The sequence below is a fragment of the Paenibacillus segetis genome (assembly GCF_014639155.1).
Classification (GTDB): Bacteria; Bacillota; Bacilli; order Paenibacillales; family Paenibacillaceae; genus Fontibacillus; species Fontibacillus segetis.
This window is the reverse complement of sequence record NZ_BMFT01000001.1, coordinates 225,289-243,341: the sequence shown is the minus strand read 5'-3', so window position 1 is coordinate 243,341 and position 18,053 is coordinate 225,289. Positions and strand designations below refer to the sequence as shown.

At 40.2% G+C, this 18,053-nt stretch carries 13 protein-coding genes; 4 read left to right on the top strand and 9 right to left on the bottom strand.

Going from position 1 to position 18,053, the window contains the following annotated elements; genetic code table 11:
- Nucleotides 1-20 precede the first annotated feature (20 nt).
- The 3 genes from IEW05_RS01040 to IEW05_RS01030 form a co-directional block, all read right to left on the bottom strand.
- Entirely contained in the window at nt 21-848 is an 828-nt protein-coding gene (locus tag IEW05_RS01040) for a carbohydrate ABC transporter permease (RefSeq protein ID WP_188534972.1), read from the bottom strand.
- A gap of 18 nt (nt 849-866) precedes the next feature.
- On the bottom strand, nt 867-1,754 hold the full coding sequence (locus tag IEW05_RS01035; protein WP_188534970.1) for a carbohydrate ABC transporter permease: 888 nt from the start codon (nt 1,752-1,754) through the stop codon (nt 867-869).
- A 90-nt stretch (nt 1,755-1,844) separates the two neighbouring features.
- Nucleotides 1,845-3,113, bottom strand: coding sequence for a sugar ABC transporter substrate-binding protein (locus IEW05_RS01030; protein WP_229753211.1), 1,269 nt, complete (start codon nt 3,111-3,113; stop codon nt 1,845-1,847).
- A 440-nt stretch (nt 3,114-3,553) separates the two neighbouring features.
- Between IEW05_RS01030 and IEW05_RS01025 the strand changes: the two genes are divergently transcribed.
- The 3 genes from IEW05_RS01025 to IEW05_RS01015 all read left to right on the top strand — a co-directional run bounded on the left by IEW05_RS01025 (nt 3,554) and on the right by IEW05_RS01015 (nt 10,144).
- The gene (locus tag IEW05_RS01025) at nt 3,554-5,719 is read left to right on the top strand and encodes a glycoside hydrolase family 3 N-terminal domain-containing protein (protein WP_188534968.1); all 2,166 of its coding nucleotides are present in this window, start codon (nt 3,554-3,556) and stop codon (nt 5,717-5,719) included.
- Nucleotides 5,720-5,737: 18 nt separating this feature from the next.
- Nucleotides 5,738-9,082 carry a GH36-type glycosyl hydrolase domain-containing protein gene (locus IEW05_RS01020; RefSeq protein ID WP_188534966.1) on the top strand — a complete coding sequence of 1,115 codons (3,345 nt, stop codon included), beginning with the start codon at nt 5,738-5,740 and terminating at the stop codon, nt 9,080-9,082.
- Between the two features lie 96 nt (nt 9,083-9,178).
- Nucleotides 9,179-10,144, top strand: a complete 966-nt coding sequence (locus IEW05_RS01015; RefSeq protein ID WP_188534964.1) for a LacI family DNA-binding transcriptional regulator — start codon at nt 9,179-9,181, stop codon at nt 10,142-10,144.
- A 100-nt stretch (nt 10,145-10,244) separates the two neighbouring features.
- Here IEW05_RS01015 and IEW05_RS01010 read toward each other — a convergent pair whose 3' ends face one another.
- Both IEW05_RS01010 and IEW05_RS01005 read right to left on the bottom strand, forming a co-directional pair.
- On the bottom strand, nt 10,245-11,618 hold the full coding sequence (locus IEW05_RS01010; protein WP_188534962.1) for an MATE family efflux transporter: 1,374 nt from the start codon (nt 11,616-11,618) through the stop codon (nt 10,245-10,247).
- Nucleotides 11,619-11,747: 129 nt separating this feature from the next.
- Nucleotides 11,748-13,244, bottom strand: coding sequence for an alpha/beta hydrolase (locus tag IEW05_RS01005; protein ID WP_188534959.1), 1,497 nt, complete (start codon nt 13,242-13,244; stop codon nt 11,748-11,750).
- A 180-nt stretch (nt 13,245-13,424) separates the two neighbouring features.
- Here IEW05_RS01005 and IEW05_RS01000 point away from each other — a divergent pair, with 180 nt between their 5' ends.
- The gene (locus IEW05_RS01000) at nt 13,425-14,333 is read left to right on the top strand and encodes an EamA family transporter (protein ID WP_188534957.1); all 909 of its coding nucleotides are present in this window, start codon (nt 13,425-13,427) and stop codon (nt 14,331-14,333) included.
- A gap of 77 nt (nt 14,334-14,410) precedes the next feature.
- Here IEW05_RS01000 and IEW05_RS00995 read toward each other — a convergent pair whose 3' ends face one another.
- The 4 genes from IEW05_RS00995 to IEW05_RS00980 form a co-directional block, all read right to left on the bottom strand.
- Entirely contained in the window at nt 14,411-14,758 is a 348-nt protein-coding gene (locus IEW05_RS00995; RefSeq protein WP_188534955.1) for a hypothetical protein, read from the bottom strand.
- Nucleotides 14,759-14,838: 80 nt separating this feature from the next.
- Nucleotides 14,839-15,678 (bottom strand): carbohydrate ABC transporter permease, encoded by an 840-nt coding sequence (locus tag IEW05_RS00990; protein ID WP_194434078.1) that lies wholly within the window; start codon nt 15,676-15,678, stop codon nt 14,839-14,841.
- Nucleotides 15,678-16,607, bottom strand: coding sequence for a carbohydrate ABC transporter permease (locus IEW05_RS00985; RefSeq protein ID WP_188534951.1), 930 nt, complete (start codon nt 16,605-16,607; stop codon nt 15,678-15,680). The genes IEW05_RS00990 and IEW05_RS00985 overlap by 1 nt, the downstream gene beginning before the upstream one ends.
- Before the next feature lie 32 nt (nt 16,608-16,639).
- Nucleotides 16,640-18,016, bottom strand: a complete 1,377-nt coding sequence (locus IEW05_RS00980) for an ABC transporter substrate-binding protein (RefSeq protein ID WP_188534949.1) — start codon at nt 18,014-18,016, stop codon at nt 16,640-16,642.
- Between the last annotated feature and the right edge of the window lie 37 nt (nt 18,017-18,053).

Below are 18,053 nucleotides of genomic sequence, written 5' to 3'. Positions count from 1 at the left end.
TTGTTTTTTTACACTGAGTCTTATTTCGAACCGGAAGTCGTGTAATTCTCAATAATATTTTTTTGGAAAATAATAAAGATGATAATAACAGGCATCACCATGAAGGTTGCACCCGCCATTTGCAAGGCAAAATTTCCACCGTACTGGCTTTTCAGTAATGAGAGCCCGACGGACAAGGTATATAATCGTTCATTGTTCGCCATGATTAACGGCCATAGGAAGCTGTTCCATCCACCGATAAAGGCAAGAATACCTTGTACAGCAAGAATCGGCTTCGACACCGGAAGAATAATCTGCAAGAAAATCCTAAACTCACTAGCTCCATCAAGTCTTGTTGCTTCCAGAATTTCATCTGGAATAGTCGTCATAAATTGACGGAACAAGAAAATTCCGAACGCACCCACGAGACCAGGCAATACGATCCCCAACATGGTGTCCGTCAAATTCATTTTATTTAAGATTAGATAAACCGGGATCATCGTTACTTGACTTGGGATCATCATCGTTGCCAACACTAAAAGGAACGTACTTTCTTTCCCTTTAAAGTTATACTTGGCAAAGCCAAAGCCGGCCATCGCATTTAAGAACATGCCAAAGAATGAGAAAAGAACAATTATCAATGTATTTTTCAAATACACACCAAAGTTCATATTTTCAAATAGATTTTTATAGTTCTCCATAGTAAATTCTTTCGGCCACAATGTTGGAGGGATCTGAATAACTTCACTTTCCATCTTAAAGGACGATAAGATCATCCAAAAGAAAGGAAGTACAAACAAAATACCTCCAATTGTTAATACAATCCCCGCAGTCCATTGAAATAATTTATCCTTTTTATTTCCTTTCATCGGTTCACCCCCATTCTTTTAATAATCTGATTCTTTAGATTGCATTCTGTACTGAACCAACGTTACCGCAATAACAGCAATAAATAATATAAATGATCCAGCCGCAGCATATCCAAAGTTGCTCAATTGGAAACCATTTTTATAAATAAACAATGCTGCTGACATCGTACCGTCAAGCGGTCCACCCTTGGTCATAATGAATGGTTCTTCGAAGAACTGCAGCCATCCGATCATCGTCGTAATCGATACGAAGAAAATCGCGAAGCGCAACATCGGAACTGTAATTTTCGTAACCTGTTGCCACGTATTGGCTCCATCCAATTGCGCAGCTTCATAGTATGACCTTGGAATACCTTGTAGTGCAGCAATGAAAATGATCATATTTAACCCTACGGCTCTCCAGAGCGCCATGAGAATCAATGATACTTTGGCTACTGTAGGCTCCGTTAACCACGGAATTGCAGATAAGTTCATGGATTCTAGAATGTAATTGAACAGACCAAATGCCGGGTTGTACAAGTAAGTCCAGACTACCGCTACTGCTACAACATTAGTAACAGATGGTAAATAATAGACAACACGGAACACCTTGAAAACTTTTGAAACACCTAAGTTAATCAATAAAGCTACACCAAGTGATGTGACAATAACGAGTGGTACGCCAACAATAACGTAAAACAACGTATTAAAAATGGCTTTTAAAAATACCGGATCCGCAAGCACCTCGATATAATTTTTAAAGCCAATAAAACTCAAATTTGAATAGTCTGCTAACCCCGCCAAGTCCATATCAGTAAAACTAATGAACAAGGCCACGAGTATAGGCAATAACGAAAACAAAGTGAGTAAAATGATCGCCGGTGCAATGAAGAGATATGGCGCTTTTCTCGAGGTGAAACTTTTCATACCTTAGTCACTTCCTTTACTCAGGTTCCTATAGACAGACAAGGAGAGCTAACCAGCTATTGGAGCCAGTTAGCCTCTTGTACATAGTTATTACTTATTAATAATCGATTCAGCTTTCTTGTTGAAATCGTCCATTTCTTTTTGAATGTCAGCACCTTTTGTACGGTACACCTTTTCAAAGCTGCTCAAAAAGCTCTGAGCAATTTCTTCAAATTCTTTTGTAGAAGGCATTGGAATCGCTGTTTCTAATTGTTCACCAAATACTTTGTAGTTCGCATCTTCTTGAAGAATCGGGTTTTCCCAAGCTTCTTTCGAAGAAGGTAAGGAATTCGTTAATTCCATCCATTTCAGTTGTGTTTCAGGTTTCGCCATGAATTCAACGAATTTCAGTGATGCTTCTTCATTTTTGGTGTATTCGAATACAGACATATTCGCTCCACCAAGAGATGAGAAGTTGTTTTCTTTACCCGCAGGTAATACCGCTGTTGCCCATTTACCTTCAAGTTCAGGCGCTTGATCTTGAATCAATTGAACCATCCATGGCCCACTGATGAACATCGGCGCCACACCCTCTCCACGGAAACCCTGAATCGCGTCAATACCTAGATCCATTGGAGCAGAACCGTTCTCAAAGTAGCTGTTCATGTATTTCACAGCACCTACAAATTCCGGTTGGTTAAATAATGGCTTGCCTTCTGCATCAAACAGTTTAGAACCGTTTTGACGAGCTAACATAAAGGCAAGAGATTGTTCTTTAACGTCAAGGGAGAAGCCGTATTTCCCTTGTCCACGATCAGCAAGTTTCTTTGATACATCTTGCATTTCTTCCCAAGTTTTTGGTGCTTGATCATAACCAACTTCTTTTAGTAAATCTGTACGATAGTAAAGAACGCGTGTATCAATGTACCAAGGTACACCTACATAAGCATCTTCATATGTTCCAGTTTCAACCGATCCAGGGTAGAAATTTTCTTGTTTCAATCCAGGATATTTATCTAAATATGGAGTTAAATCCTTTAGCGCTTTTGCGTTCGCAAATTCAGGAATCCAAGTTGTTCCCATTTGCACAACGTCTGGCCCTTTTTTCGATGCAACAGCTGTTAGCAACTTGTCGTGTGCTGTATCCCATGGTAAAGCTTGTACCTCAACTTTAATGTTTGGATTTTCTGCTTCGAATAGCTCAGCAATTTTCGGGATTGACTTTGCTTCCTCTCCCATTCCCCACACACTAATTGTTGTTACTTTATCATTTGAGTTACCTGTGTCTGCTGATTTTGCTCCACAACCTGAAAGGATACCCATAACTAGTAAAGTAGATGCTAATACGGTTGCTGTTGTTTTACGCATTTTCAACTTCATTTTTTAACTTCCTCTCTAATCATGATGATAAATGTTATAAATATTGTGTACATTATGTTTAATAATATTGCATCAACAGTTCAACAATATATTGACTGAGTATAGTCTCGACTTACACCTCCCAATCATTTAGTACAGAGACCCTTATAAATTCGTTACTAAATGCACACCATCTAGGGAAGTAAACCACCTAGAGAAACGTTTCAACACACAACATTATTCTATGATAGAAACAATAATATAGTAATTTAAACGTTTCGAAAGTCATTATATAACATGTTGAAATCGTATTCAAGTAATTATATTGGTAATTTTTAAACGTTTCACTTCCCCTGAAATATATCTTTATTTAGGTTGACGCCCCTATCAAAGGAGTTTATAATGATTTTTGTGAGAATATCGAAACGTTTCGAATCGATTGTAAAATGGAGGACCTATATATGACGGACCAACAATTGAGTTCATTAATAAGACAAATGACTATAGAAGAAAAAATCAGTCAGCTACTTCAGCTAGCGGGGCCATTCTTTGAAGGCTCAGAGAGCCAAGGTGAAATTACAGGGCCTATGGAAGCTATGGGAGTTTCCGAGGAATTGGTTCGAAATACGGGCTCAGTATTAGGTTTGACAGGAGCTAAAGAAGTCATTCAAGTACAAGAAGCTCATTTAAAAAAGAATCGTCTAGGCATCCCACTGTTATTTATGGCAGATATTGTTCATGGGTATAAAACCATCTTCCCTATCCCACTTGCGATCGGCTGCTCTTGGGATATGGATATAGCAGAACGCACCTCGGCCATAGCCGCCGCAGAAGCTTCAGCCGCTGGTGTACACGTTACGTTCGCACCTATGGTGGATCTCGTACGTGATCCGCGTTGGGGAAGAGTCATGGAGTCTACAGGAGAAGATCCTTTCCTAAATAGTGAATTTGCACGAGCCTTCGTAAGGGGTTCACAGGGAACGAATTTAACTCAAGATAGATCTCGTGTTGCAGCATGTGTGAAACACTTTGCCGCTTACGGCGCAGCGGAAGGTGGTCGTGACTACAATACTGTGGATATGTCCGAACGCCAAATGCGTGAATATTATCTCCCTGCCTACCGCGCTGCATTAGATGAAGGCAGCGAAATGGTGATGACGGCATTTAATACGGTGGATGGTATTCCAGCTACTGGTAATCGCCGCTTAATGAGAGACCTTCTTAGAGACGAATTGGGCTTTGACGGTGTCTTGATCTCCGATTGGGGCGCAGTTAAAGAGATGATTCCTCATGGCATTGCTGCGAATGAAGCAGAAGCAGCTTACAAAGCGATCGAAGCTGGTGTTGATATTGAAATGATGACACTTTGCTATGAACATCATCTAAAAGCTTGGATCGAAAACGGCAAAGTTAATGAATCGCTCATTGATGAAGCCGTCCTACGTATTTTGAAACTAAAGCACAAATTAGGCTTATTCGATAACCCGTATCGTGGTGCAAATATCGAGCTTGAAGAAAAACTCATATTATCAGAAGCACATCGTCAAATTGCCCGAGATGCAGCGATTAAATCTTCTGTGTTATTGAAGAATGACAACGTTCTACCTTTACAAGAAGAGCAAAAAATCGCTTTAATTGGTCCGTTCGCTCAAAACGGAGATATTCTCGGTCCATGGTCTTGGATGGGATCTAAAGATGAAGCCGTTCAGTTGTATAGCGGTATGGTCGATCTTGTAGGTTCTGCACAAATAGACACCGCGCAAGGTTGCGATATCGAGACGATGACGGAAGCCCAGCTTGCAGAAGCATTAGCAGTGGCTGAGCATGCCGATGTCATTGTACTCGCTTTAGGTGAACATTCCGAAATGAGTGGCGAGGCTGGTAGCCGTGGAGATATTACTCTACCTCAGGTACAACGAGAACTGATCACCGCGTTAAAATCGTTGAATAAACCGATGGTTGCAGTTCTCTTTAACGGTCGCCCCCTAGATTTACACGGGGTATACGACCAAGTGGACGCCCTACTTGAGGCTTGGTATCCAGGAACCGAAGGTGGAGCAGCGATTGCTGATTTATTATATGGCAAACAGAGTCCAACAGCTCGATTATCCATGTCCTTCCCATATTCAGTGGGTCAAGTGCCCGTCTACTACAATCATTTCAACACAGGCCGTCCGCAAGGTGCACCTGATGCACAAGTGCGTTATGTATCGCAATATTTAGACATGCCTAATGAACCGTTATACCCTTTCGGATACGGTCTTAGTTATACAACCTTTGAATATAACGAGGCGACTCTTTCTTCTACAACGATGACGGAGGAACAACCTTTGACCATTAAGGTACGTGTTACCAACACGGGGAACCGAAAGGGTGAAGAGCTTGTTCAATTGTATGTCCGTGACCTATCAGGAGAAGTGGTACGTCCAGTCAAAGAATTAAAAGCATTCAGAAGAATAATACTAGAGCCGGGAGAAAGTCAAGAGGTTACATTTACATTAGCTGAAGAACAGCTTCGCTATCATCATTCAAACCTAGAATTCAAGAGCGATTCCGGTGACTTCTTCGCCTTTATCGGTGGCAATAGTCGAGACGTTACCGAACTAAAATTTACTTTAACAAAGTAAGGAAAGCGAGTGAAAAAAATGACATTGACTAACCCTTCAGATTTTCAAATAAAATCAAATCATATAGCCTTCAACTTCATGAATAGTGGAGATATTCGTGAAATACGAATGAATAACATTATGATCAATCAATGGATAGCCAATCCACTAGATGGATCTCTAAATAATCTATATCTTCGTGTACACAATGAATCCGGTATAAAAAGCGTACCACTCCTTGGCGTTCATTCCGCAAGCAACGTGAACTATACAGATACACAAGTAATATTTAGCGGCACTTTCGAATCCCTTCAATACCTTGTAACGTTTACTTTAACACCTATGAATATTTGGTTCTGGGATGTTCAGATTGAAGGGCAAGGCGAGGTTGTTGATGTCATTTACGGACAAGATATCGGTCTAGCGGATCAAGGGGCTGTACGTTCGAACGAAGCTTACCTATCCCAATATATTGACCATACTATGTTTGAAGATGAAGAGAAAGGTTACGTCGTTTGCTCGCGTCAGAACTTACCGCAAGCGGGTACATTCCCTTACATCCAACAAGGTTCATTGACGAAGTCAGTCGGATTCTCCACCGATGGATTCCAATTTTTCGGTTTATCATATAAGGCAACAAATCAGGCTGCTGCACTTCAACAAGCACAATTAAATAATGAAGTGTATCAATATGAATTTGCTTATACAGCATTGCAATCAGAGCGCGTAACGGTGAATGGATCTGCAAATTTTGTATTCTACGGTCTATTTAGAGCAGATCATAAGGCAGCCATTACATCCCTTGAATTCAACAAGGAGATTGTTGAAGCACGGGCGTATGTATCCGAACTTCAAGCTACAACAAGCACATCTGTAAGTAAAGTAAGCATTGCGTCGCCTATCGGATCTCCTCTAACAACCGAATCGATGACATTTGAAGAACTAAAGAGTCTCTTCCCCAACCGGCATCAAGAAGAGTGGCAAGGAGAAGAGTTGTTATCTTTCTTTACCGATACGCACGAGCATATCGTGTTGAAGGCCAAGGAATTACTTGTTGAGCGTCCACACGGTCATATTCTAATGACTGGGGATAACGCCCGTTTGAACGATCAAGTCTTAACAACAACTTCTTATATGTATGGTATATTCAACTCCCAATTGCTTGTTGGTAATACATCATTCAATAAAATGTTAACGAACGCTCGTAACGCTCTGAACGTAATGAAAACATCCGGTCAACGAATTTATATCGAAATCCAGGGTACGTATCACTTGCTTACTATGCCTTCGATGTTCGAAATGGGCTTTAACTATGCTCGCTGGTATTACAAAATGGCAGATGATATGATCATCATTACGAATTTTACAACGGTAAACACACCGGAATTGCACTTACAAGTTCGTTCTGCAAACAGTAAAGCTTATCGTTATCTCGTAACTAATCAAGTATCGATGAACAATAATGAACATGTTGTCCCTTATCACATGGAACAGTCTGATTCTATGCTTACATTCCGTGCGGATACAGCATCCGATAGTGCAAAAGCACTTCCAAACCTATGCTATCGTATGAAATTTACAGGTGCGGATATGACAACACAAGATGAAACGGCGATGGCTAAACATGCTGATGCTGGATCAGCTTCTCTCGTAGTCCTAGAATTATCTACTACAAGCGAATGGAATATGACGGTACAAGGATTAGTTGAGGGTCAGGATTTGCCATTTAAAGCTCCAGATGTCGAGAACGAAATCGCTAACTATCGTGCATTTTTTGAGAACGTCATGAACGGATTTAACCTGAATCATCCCGAAGGTCTTACCGATGAGATTCAAAAGGTAAACGCCCTGGCATGGTGGTACACACACAATATGTTAGTACACTATTCTGTTCCACACGGATTAGAACAATACGGCGGTGCTGCATGGGGCACTCGTGATGTATGCCAAGGCCCCATCGAATATTTCATGGCAACTCAAAAATATGATGAAGTTCGTGACATCATCAAAATAGTATTTACTCATCAATATGAAGATGAAGGCAACTGGCCGCAATGGTTCATGTTCGATCAGTACTATCAAATTCAACAAGAAGAAAGCCATGGCGATATTATTGTATGGCCTCTCAAAATTTTGGGCGACTATCTAAACATCACCAAGGATTACAGCATCCTTCAAGAAGAAGTACCCTATTCTATCCGTCATACAGGCGAGCTAACAGAGAAGAAAGCAACGATCTATGATCATGCAAAAAAAGAAATCGAATATATTAAAAATCATTACTTGCATGATACACACTTATCTTCTTATGGCGATGGCGATTGGGATGATACACTTCAACCTGCGAACGCACAGTTGAAACAGTATATGGTCAGCAGTTGGACGGTTGCACTGACATACCAAGTGTTCAACCAACTATCTACAGCTCTCTCCCAAATAGATGAAGAGATGGCGACTGAATTAAGACAACATGCTACTGCTATCAAAGCTGACTTCAATCGATATATGCTGCAAACCGATGTGATTCCAGGCTTTGTATTCATGGAAGAGCCAGGTCAAGCTGAATTGATGCTGCACCCAACCGATACGAAGACAGGTATTCAATATCGTCTTCTCCCGATGACTCGCAGTATGATTGGTGAATTACTAACTGAAGAGCAAGCAGCAGCTCACTATGACCTTATTAAGAAAGAACTGTATTGTCCAGATGGCGTGCGCTTAATGAATCGTCCAGCTCAATATGTTGGTGGTGTAAACACAAACTTCAAGCGAGCTGAACAAGCAGCCAACTTTGGTCGTGAGGTCGGTCTGCAATACGTCCATGCTCACATTCGCTTTGTAGAAGCAATGGCTAAGCTCGGAAAAGCCGATGAAACTTGGAAAGGCCTTGCCATGATTAACCCAGTAGGTATCCGTGACGTCGTGCCGAATGCTGAATTGCGTCAAAGCAATGCTTACTTCAGTAGTTCCGACGGGAAATTTAATGATCGTTACGAAGCACAAGATCGGTTCAACGAATTACGTACGGGAGATGTCGCTGTTAAAGGCGGTTGGAGAATTTATTCCAGTGGCCCTGGGATCTACATGAATCAATTGATCTCAAACACCTTGGGTATTCGTCATGAAGCTGGCGATCTTATTCTGGATCCTGTCCTACCAACAACATGCGATGGTATGCAATTTGACTTTACAATTCGTGGAACGAAGTCTCGCTTTATCTACCATATTACCGGCCAAGCGATTAGCCGTATAACCATAAATGGAAAAGATGCTATTACAACCGAAACAGCAAACCGTTATCGTAAAGGCGGCATGCGTATCAGTAAGCAACAATTAGATGAATTAATGAACGATACTATGAATGAAATCAACATCTATATGTAAAATCTTGTTGGCGATCCTTTAGGGTCGCCTTCATCTTTGATATAATAGAACTAATTATTCATTATAATGACGGAGTGAACGTTAGGAGCAAATGTCGTGGTCAGTATAAAAGATGTCGCTAAAAAAGCCGGGGTTTCGATCTCGACCGTTTCTTATGCACTAAACGGAAATACCAAAGTCAACGCGGAAACCGCATCAAGAATATTAGCTATAGCAAAAGAATTAAATTACATTCCTAATGCAGCGGCTCGAAATTTAAAAAGACGTGAAACCAAAATTATCGGTGCATTCTTAACAGACTTTAAAGGCGCCTTTTATGGTGAATTATTACAAGGAATGAAAGAAGTTCTAAACAAACATGACTATGATTTAATCGTCTGTAGCGGAAGACAGTCCCATCGTTTGTTACCTGAGAAAATTATCGATGGCGCTATCGTTTTAGATGCATTTTTCACTAGTGAGGAATTGCTGCTCCTTGCAGATCGAGGTCATAAACTGGTTGTGCTTGACCGAGAATTAAAGCACCCTAACATTAACCAAGTACTACTCGATAATAAAGCAGGAGCCGGACTTGCCGTTGAATACTTAATTGAACAAGGACATCGTAAAATATATATTGTTTCAGGACCTCCTGATTCATTTGATTCGATTCAACGACTTCAAGCCGTGAAGCAAACGATGGATAGAAATCAACCGATTGAATGCACTATCATTCAAGGGGATTTCCGTAAATCATCTGGTGAACAAGCAGCTCAGAAAATTATGGAAGACTATACCGAACCGGTTGCTGTCTTCTGTCTTAATGATGAAATGGCCCTTGGTGTATATAGTGCTGTGCAACAAAGTGAATTCCGTATCGGCGAACATATTCACCTCATTGGATTCGATAACATGGAGCTAACGCATTATACACAACCTCGAATAGCCACCATAGATTATTCCAAGCATAAATGGGGTGCAGTCGCTTCAGAACAACTATTAAAACTTATCGCTTCCGAAGAATTAGATACGGAACGAATCTACGTTACGTTAATCAAAGGTGATTCTGTTCATCAAAAATAGATCTTTAAATTTAAAAAATATATATGTAGTTAGAAAAAAGAGCTGATGTCGGTCGAATGCCGACATCAGCTCTTTTAATAATTGGCTATCATTTGTTACTCTATACAAGTTTGTGACTATACCACTTTTCTCCCCTAAACCGCATCGTGAATAAAAATCCACGAATGGCCCATTCGGAAACCATGGCCACCCATACCCCCATAATACCGAGATGGAATGTAATACCTAATAAATAACCTAATATTACCCGGAACATCCACATGGTTAGCAACGAAGAGACCGATGTGAATTTCGAATCGCCTGCTGCACGTAATGCCGATGGCATAATAAAGCTTATTGACCACAGGATAGGCTGGGCTATCGCAATTAGCACCATGAGCGAGAATATGGTGGGAACCATTTCCTCAGGTGGCGAGAACAACTTCACAATCAGCGGGAATAGCGGCATAATGATTGCCGTCACAACCAAGAAGAACACCGTAGAAAGACCAATAAAGGATTTAATAAACTTCCTTGCATCTTGCATCTCTCTGCGTCCGATACACTGCCCAACAACGGTTACTACGGCGATGCTTAGTGCACTTCCACCGATTTGAAATAGCAGCGATATTGAGCCACTAATCGCATTGACCGTGATCGCCGTTGTCCCTAATTGCACGATAAAGGTCTGGGTTAACAATTTCCCCCCATTAAAGAACATTTGTTCAGCAGCAAAAGGTATCCCGATAAACATAATTTTCTTTAGGATTGAAAAATTAAGCTTCAGTGCATTTTTTATTTTAAACCGTAGCGTTTGGTTATATTTCAATAAGTATATTAACGAAGCAGCCATTCCTAGTACTCTTGCTAGGATCATAGAAATAACTAATCCAATAACACCCATATCAAAAATCGTGATTAACACGACATTTAAACATAAATACGTTAGATTCATGATTAACGATAAACCCAGGCATGCTTTTGTCTCGGCAACACCTCTGAGCACACCACTTACAGCTTGAAATATAGCAATGAATGGATATGAGATACAACTACCGATAAGAAAAATTTTGGCATTCTGAAAGATTTCAGCTTCAGCATTACCAAACAGTACATTTAAAGTAGGGTTATGGAATATAATAACGAATGTACTGATCATTACAGATAATATCGTAACTGCGGATATTGCTTGTGCAGCAGCTTTGGATACCATCTCTTGATTCCCACTACCTTTGTATTGCGCCACAATAACTGTACCGCCTGTCGCCACTGCGACAAACACATTAATCAAGAAAATATTCAATGAATCTACCATACTTACCGCACTGACGGCAGCAACCCCTGAGGAGCTAATCATTGCAGTATTCAGTAGACTCATCAAAATTATAAACGCTTGGTCCACAAATATCGGAATAATAATGGCAATAATTTGTTTGTAATCTATCGAGTTCCCTGTAAAATACTTATTTAACATAAAAATCGATTTTTGCTTCATAGCTGGCCTTATTAGGTTCACTGCATCATCACTTCTTTGGTTGTATTCTGTCGCGGGACGATTCTACATCACCGAACCACCGCATTATTATACCACTCCTCATTAGAATATGCAGTTAAGTGTAAATTTTTAGTGAAACTTAGGAAATTCGACCTCCGGGAAATCTGGACTAGGTCCGTTCAATAGTTGCCCATGGGTACCCTTTAAATGCTTATCAAAAAAGTCCAGAATGTATTGATTGGCAATATAGGCTCCTCTACTTCCATCAATCTCTCCCGTCATACCCATCAGCTTCAGTAATCTAGAGTAGAACTGAAAGTCCGTGAAATTATAATGGGCCGTCCCTTTTACATAAATCATCGTCCCCCCATGCTGAGCGACCTGATCCATAATCCTGTTTTCCTTATGCACATTATCGATAATTCTATTATATTCATCCCTAGTTAAGTTCATCTTCTGCAGTTCTTGTTCCGAAAGTTTCTTATCGCCATTCTCCTTCGCCATATAATATTCGCCAGATTCGATGAACATAAATGGTTTGGTAATCTCATGCGAAGTATCTAAGTTAAACAATGAGCCATCCATGTTAATTCCAGCTTTTAATTCGGGAATGGTGTAATACGCTTTAAATGCCGTTGCCCCTCCAAAAGAATGACCCATAATTCCTATATTGTTCATATCTAACTTCCCGGTAAAGCGGCTTGTAGGAAGACCTGTATTTAACTGCCGTATTTGTTTCAAGACGAATTCAACGTCCTGTATCCATGTATCCAGTTGTACGTTGTTGCTTGTATTTTGATCTGTATCCATTAAATCCGTATTAAACCTAGTAACGTGCCCATCTGGAAAAACGGTAGCTGCTGAATTATAAGTATGATCTATGGCTACTACAACGTAGCCATGGCTTGCCAAGCTCTCAGCCTGAGAAGCATGTAATAATCTGCTTGTTCCCATGCCATGGTTTAACAGGATGATCGGATATGGTGTTACCGAGGCTTGTATTTCAGCATCCTCATAAGCGTTGCTCTTTATATATCTCCAATAATCAAGAACAAATGCTGGCAAATGTAATGATTCTGAGTATGCTGCAATTAACTTTTTAAATACCTTTTTGTCCTCTGGAAAAAGCGCGCTTTTGTCGTTTTCCTCGGTTTTTTGAGCAGGATACCAAACTTGCATCATTAACTCCCTCTTATCCGCTAGATCATCGGTAAAAATCTCATCTCTGCTTTCATCCTTGTAATAAAGAGTTTGTGTTCCAACCTTGCTTGGACCATCTGGAATAGGCAAATTGAATACTGGCAAATAAACAGCAAGGAGCATCGAAATAAAAATTAATCCTGCCATTAATGAATAGCAAATAGTTCCCTGAATCCTTTTCCTTCTGGATTTTGGCTGAACCGTTATTTTCCTGCGTCTTCGCATAATGAGATTAATACTAATGACAGTGATACAGTACACAAACAACATCTGCCATCGGTATCCTTCCATCATCAATTGCATAAACAGGATAACGCCACTTGCAGCACTCACGACAGCCCCTGTTAATTTAGTCAGCCTTTGGCTAAATAAATGAATCAGCAGGAGTATCGAGAATATAATCAATATCGACTCCAGTAATCTCATATCGCACTCCATCCTTTTCAACATTTCATATTGTATATAATATTTGAGTAAGTTTAAGGTGGCATATAATTGAGTTTAAATTTCGTTTAAAATCATGACATTTTTAATCGCCACCTGTTACGAATTAAGATACCATTCACTGTGGACTATTATCTAATCTACAACGAGGGGAAATTGAGCATGTGGTTTTTATTTGCTATATTAACAGCACTCGCTTGGGGCGGCGCTGATCTATTCTACAAAAAGGGCTCGGATAGCAATGACCGATTCAGTCATATCAAAATCGTCATTATGGTAGGTTTAGTTATGGGGATCCACGCCACGGCTTATATGCTAATCAAGGGATTACATTTTGATCCCACGGATATGATCCGATACTTACCTGTCTCTGCACTCTACATTTTATCGATGGCAATAGGATATATTGGACTGAGATATATTGAACTTTCGATTGCATCTCCCGTGCAAAATTCTTCTGGAGCTATAACGGCGATATTATTGTTCATTTTCTTCACCCACGAGATAGGATATGTCGAAATCTTAGGAATAGCGATTATCACCTTAGGGGTTATTGGCATTGCTATTTTGGAAAAGAGTGCCGAACATAAAGCTCTTCGCGCAAGCTCCACACAGATCGATAAAAAGTATCAAATCGGCTTCATGGCTATTATCTTTCCTCTTCTATACTGTTTAATCGATGGGCTCGGGACCTTCGCCGATGGAATCTATTTGGATGAGCTCAGCCTGATCAGTGAGGATGCTGCTCTACTCGCGTATGAATTCACCTTTTTCATTTGTGCCGCATTATCATTTACATACCTTAAGTTCATTAAGAAACAACAATTCAACATATTTAAAGAACGGGACAAAGGCTGCGCCGCCGTCTTAGAAACAACGGGACAATTCTTCTATGTGTTCGCTATGTCTAGTAACGCCATTATCGCAGCCCCACTCATCGCATCGTACAGCATTTTTTCTGTGATATTATCTCGTATATTCCTCAAAGAAAGACTGAGCAAGATGCAGTATGCGGTTGTTGTTATCGTAATTATTGGGATTGCATTATTAGGTATTGCTGATGAACTATAAAATAAAGCCTCACCGTGCTGACGTATTATTTCGTCACACGGTGAGGCTTTATTTTTCTAAATACAGTATCTACTTATTTACTCCTTATCCACTTGCAGCAAGGTTACATACTTAATCGAAAATGTATCACGAATGCTATCTTCTGAGATCACGTTCAATTTAATCAGGCTCGTGATCTTGGAGGGATCAGGCTTGGAGAGCATTCGCCACACTTCAAGGTCAGGCAGCGCTTCATAGAGCTTGGCATCGTCGTATTCTTTACGCTCTTGGAACACAAGTTTCACCCTGTAACTTCCTACGTCAAGCTCCGATACGTCCTCCTCTGCACAATGGTTCAAAATCTCACTGCGCAATTCACTCAGTTCATGCTCTATTTCCTTCTGACTTAGCTTCAGTTGATAGTATCGCTTTACTTTCTTGTCCACTATATTCACGCTCCTCTATACAACATATCTATGCTGAAGAAGCTAATTTAGGACAAGATCGTTTGTACGGACTGAGTAGACTAACCTTTGACCCCTGTACTAGCAATACCTTGGACAAAATACTTTTGCGACAGGGTGAACAGGATGATTGGGACAATAACGATAATGCATGCTCCTGCCATCTGTAATGCATAATCCGTACCTGCTTCTTGTTGAAAATATTCCAAACCAACGGTAACCATTTGTTTATTAATATTCGAGATAAAAATAAATGGATTTACGAAATCGTTCCATGTCCAAATGAAAGTGAATAACAGCATGGTTACAAGGGCAGGAACGGCAAGAGGTAATATGATTCGATAATATATTCTAAACTGAGAGCAGCCATCAACCACTGCCGACTCTGAAATTTCATTAGGTAAGCCCATAAAGAACTGTCGCAGCAAAAAGATAAAGAATACATCAAAGGTTGCTGGGAGGATCAAGGACCATTCCGTGTTATAAATCAGCAAATATTTATATAGCATATATCTCGCAATAACTGTTGTATCAGGCGGAATCATCATCGTTGAAATAAAGAGAAAGAAAATGCCCTCTTTAAAGGGAAATCTCAATCTTGCAAAGGCGTATGCAGCCATCGTAACAACAATGAATCGTGTAATCATCGTTAGAACAACAATATATACGGAGTTTCCGTACCATTTAAAAAAATATTTGTGGTGGAAGATCTCCTTGAAATTATCCCAATAAATTGTCTCAGGTAGAAATTTTAGTGGCTCTGAAAAAACAAGTGCGTTAGGTTTAAGTGCCGCTGAGATCATAAACAGGAAAGGGACAATCATCATCAAACCGATCAGGAAAATAAAAATGGAAACTACAAGCTTGGAGTAATTGATTGTAGCCTTAGACTTCTTACTCATCAATAATGTACCCACTTTTTCTGCCCCTTCCACTGGATGATGGTTACAATCAAGATAATGACAAACAAAAGAATCGCTTGTGCTGCGGCGTAGCTATACCGATTATAAGTAAATGCTTCCTCGTAAATGTTGAGTGAGATCACCCGAGAAGAAACACCAGGTCCCCCATTCGTTAAAGCTCGCACTGAAGCATAGTTCTGGAATGAACCAATAATACTTGTGATCACAAGGAAAAAGGTCGTTGGGGATACAAGTGGAATCGTGATATTTATCATCTGACGCCATTTTCCTGCGCCATCTAGTTCAGATGCTTCATACAATTCTTTAGGTACACCTTGTAATGCAGCTAAGAATACGATGGTCTGGAAGGCGATACTCTGCCAAACGTTGATGAGTGCAATCGTCGGAAGGGAGCTACCGACACCCCCGAGCCACATCGGCGGATTACTAATACCGATCAGGTGAAGAAGGGCATTGATTGGACCATCATAGGGATCCAAAATAATCGACCATACCATAGCAATCGCAACAACGTTCGCTACGTACGGAATTAAAATCATGGTTCTACTCACCGGTCTCCAATGGAATTTTCGGTTCAGGACAACCGATACCAGAAAGGATACAATAATAACTCCAGGAACATATAGCAAGGTATATATCAGGCTTTTTAAGTAGGCATTTAAGGCAATCTGATCATGAAAGACTCGTACGAAATTATCAAAGCCAATAAAGTTAAAGCTTGGTTTTAAGGTGTTATAATCTACAAAACTAATAAATAACGCATAGATGATTGGAAGTATATTAAATATGAGAAACCCTATAAAAAACGGAAGAATGAACAGTATTCCCGCCCTTGCTTCTCCTGATTTCATCATCAGTCTTATCGATTTCAAATAATTCACCTCGCTAAATAATAGGTGGGCTACCAAAGGCAGCCCTCCCCATAATAATTATGATACGCTTAAGGTTGATTTGCTTTCTCCGCTGCAATAGCTTGATCAACACGTTCTTTAATTATTTTGACTGTATCCTCAAGTGATTTCTGACCGATTAAATACAATTCACTTTCTTGCAAAATAATATTGCTATATTCCGAAGCAGCCGGACCGACTATTTTTTCATCTGCAAATCCAAGACCATTATTGTATAAAGCTTTACTCAGTTGATCTACCGTTACTTCACCTGCAAGTCGATCCGATATGTCTTTGAACAACCCTTGAACATCATCTTCTGTTAGGTCAACTCGAGCTGGCAAGTCACCCACAAATTTATAGTTATTCTCCGCAAAATATTTAATAAACTCGAAAGCTTCTTTCGGATGTTTCGTATTTACGTTGGCACCTATACCATTAACAACTCCAATATTATTGTTACCACTACCGTCAGCAGGTGTTGGTAATTCCGTAATTCCAAATTCCCAATCGCGTGGATAGGATTCTTTATCTAAGAACATATTGGTGTACCAACTGCCAATGACATGCATTCCGTACTTCCCTGACATGAAGCCATCCCATGCTAATTTTTTTGTCTTAAATTCCATCCAGCTCGGTTGAACTTTATGTACATTCCCAAGGTCACCGAAGAATTGGAGTGCTTCCTTAAATGCTGGATCGTCATAATTCGAAGTTCCATCTTCTTTATAACCCGGAACATCTTTTTGACGAGCAGTAAAATACATATAGTTATCGTAATCTAGCGTATAAGATCCATATATCCCTTTGGACTTATCCGTTAGCTTCTTAGCGGTTTCAATATATTGATCCCAGGTCCAGGCTCCCGAAGGATATGGTACATTCGCATCGTCGAACACTTTCTTATTGTAATAGACAGCCCAGTTTCCAGCTCCTGCTGGGAGACTATAAATATTTCCGTTATATTCACTTAAATATTTCCCGAACTTGCCCTCGGCATCATAGTTTTGCTCTTTGATCAGATCATTAAGAGGTAGTAACGAATTACTTTTCGTATATTTATCTAAGAAAATAGGGTTAGTAAGTAGAATTAGATCAGTAGAGCTATCCTGTGTTCCCAACTCGATATCGATTTTTTTGTAGATTTCAACGCCGTCCCCTGGAATAATATTCAATTCCACATTAATGCCCGTATCTTTTTTAAACGCATCTATGAGATCTAAAAAGTTCGTATCCTGTGCACGATTCCCATCCGAATAAATTTTCAGGGTCACCGCACCCGTTGTAGCTGAATCCGAGGATGTTGTCTTCCCCTCATTGGATGGCTCGGCTGACGAATCCCCGGAATTAGATCCGCACGCTGCCAATAAACTTGTCAACATAAGCACGACAAGCGCTAGTGTAGCAAATTTAAGTCTTTGTCTCATTTTCTATACCCCTCCATTGCTTAGTTAGCTTGATACA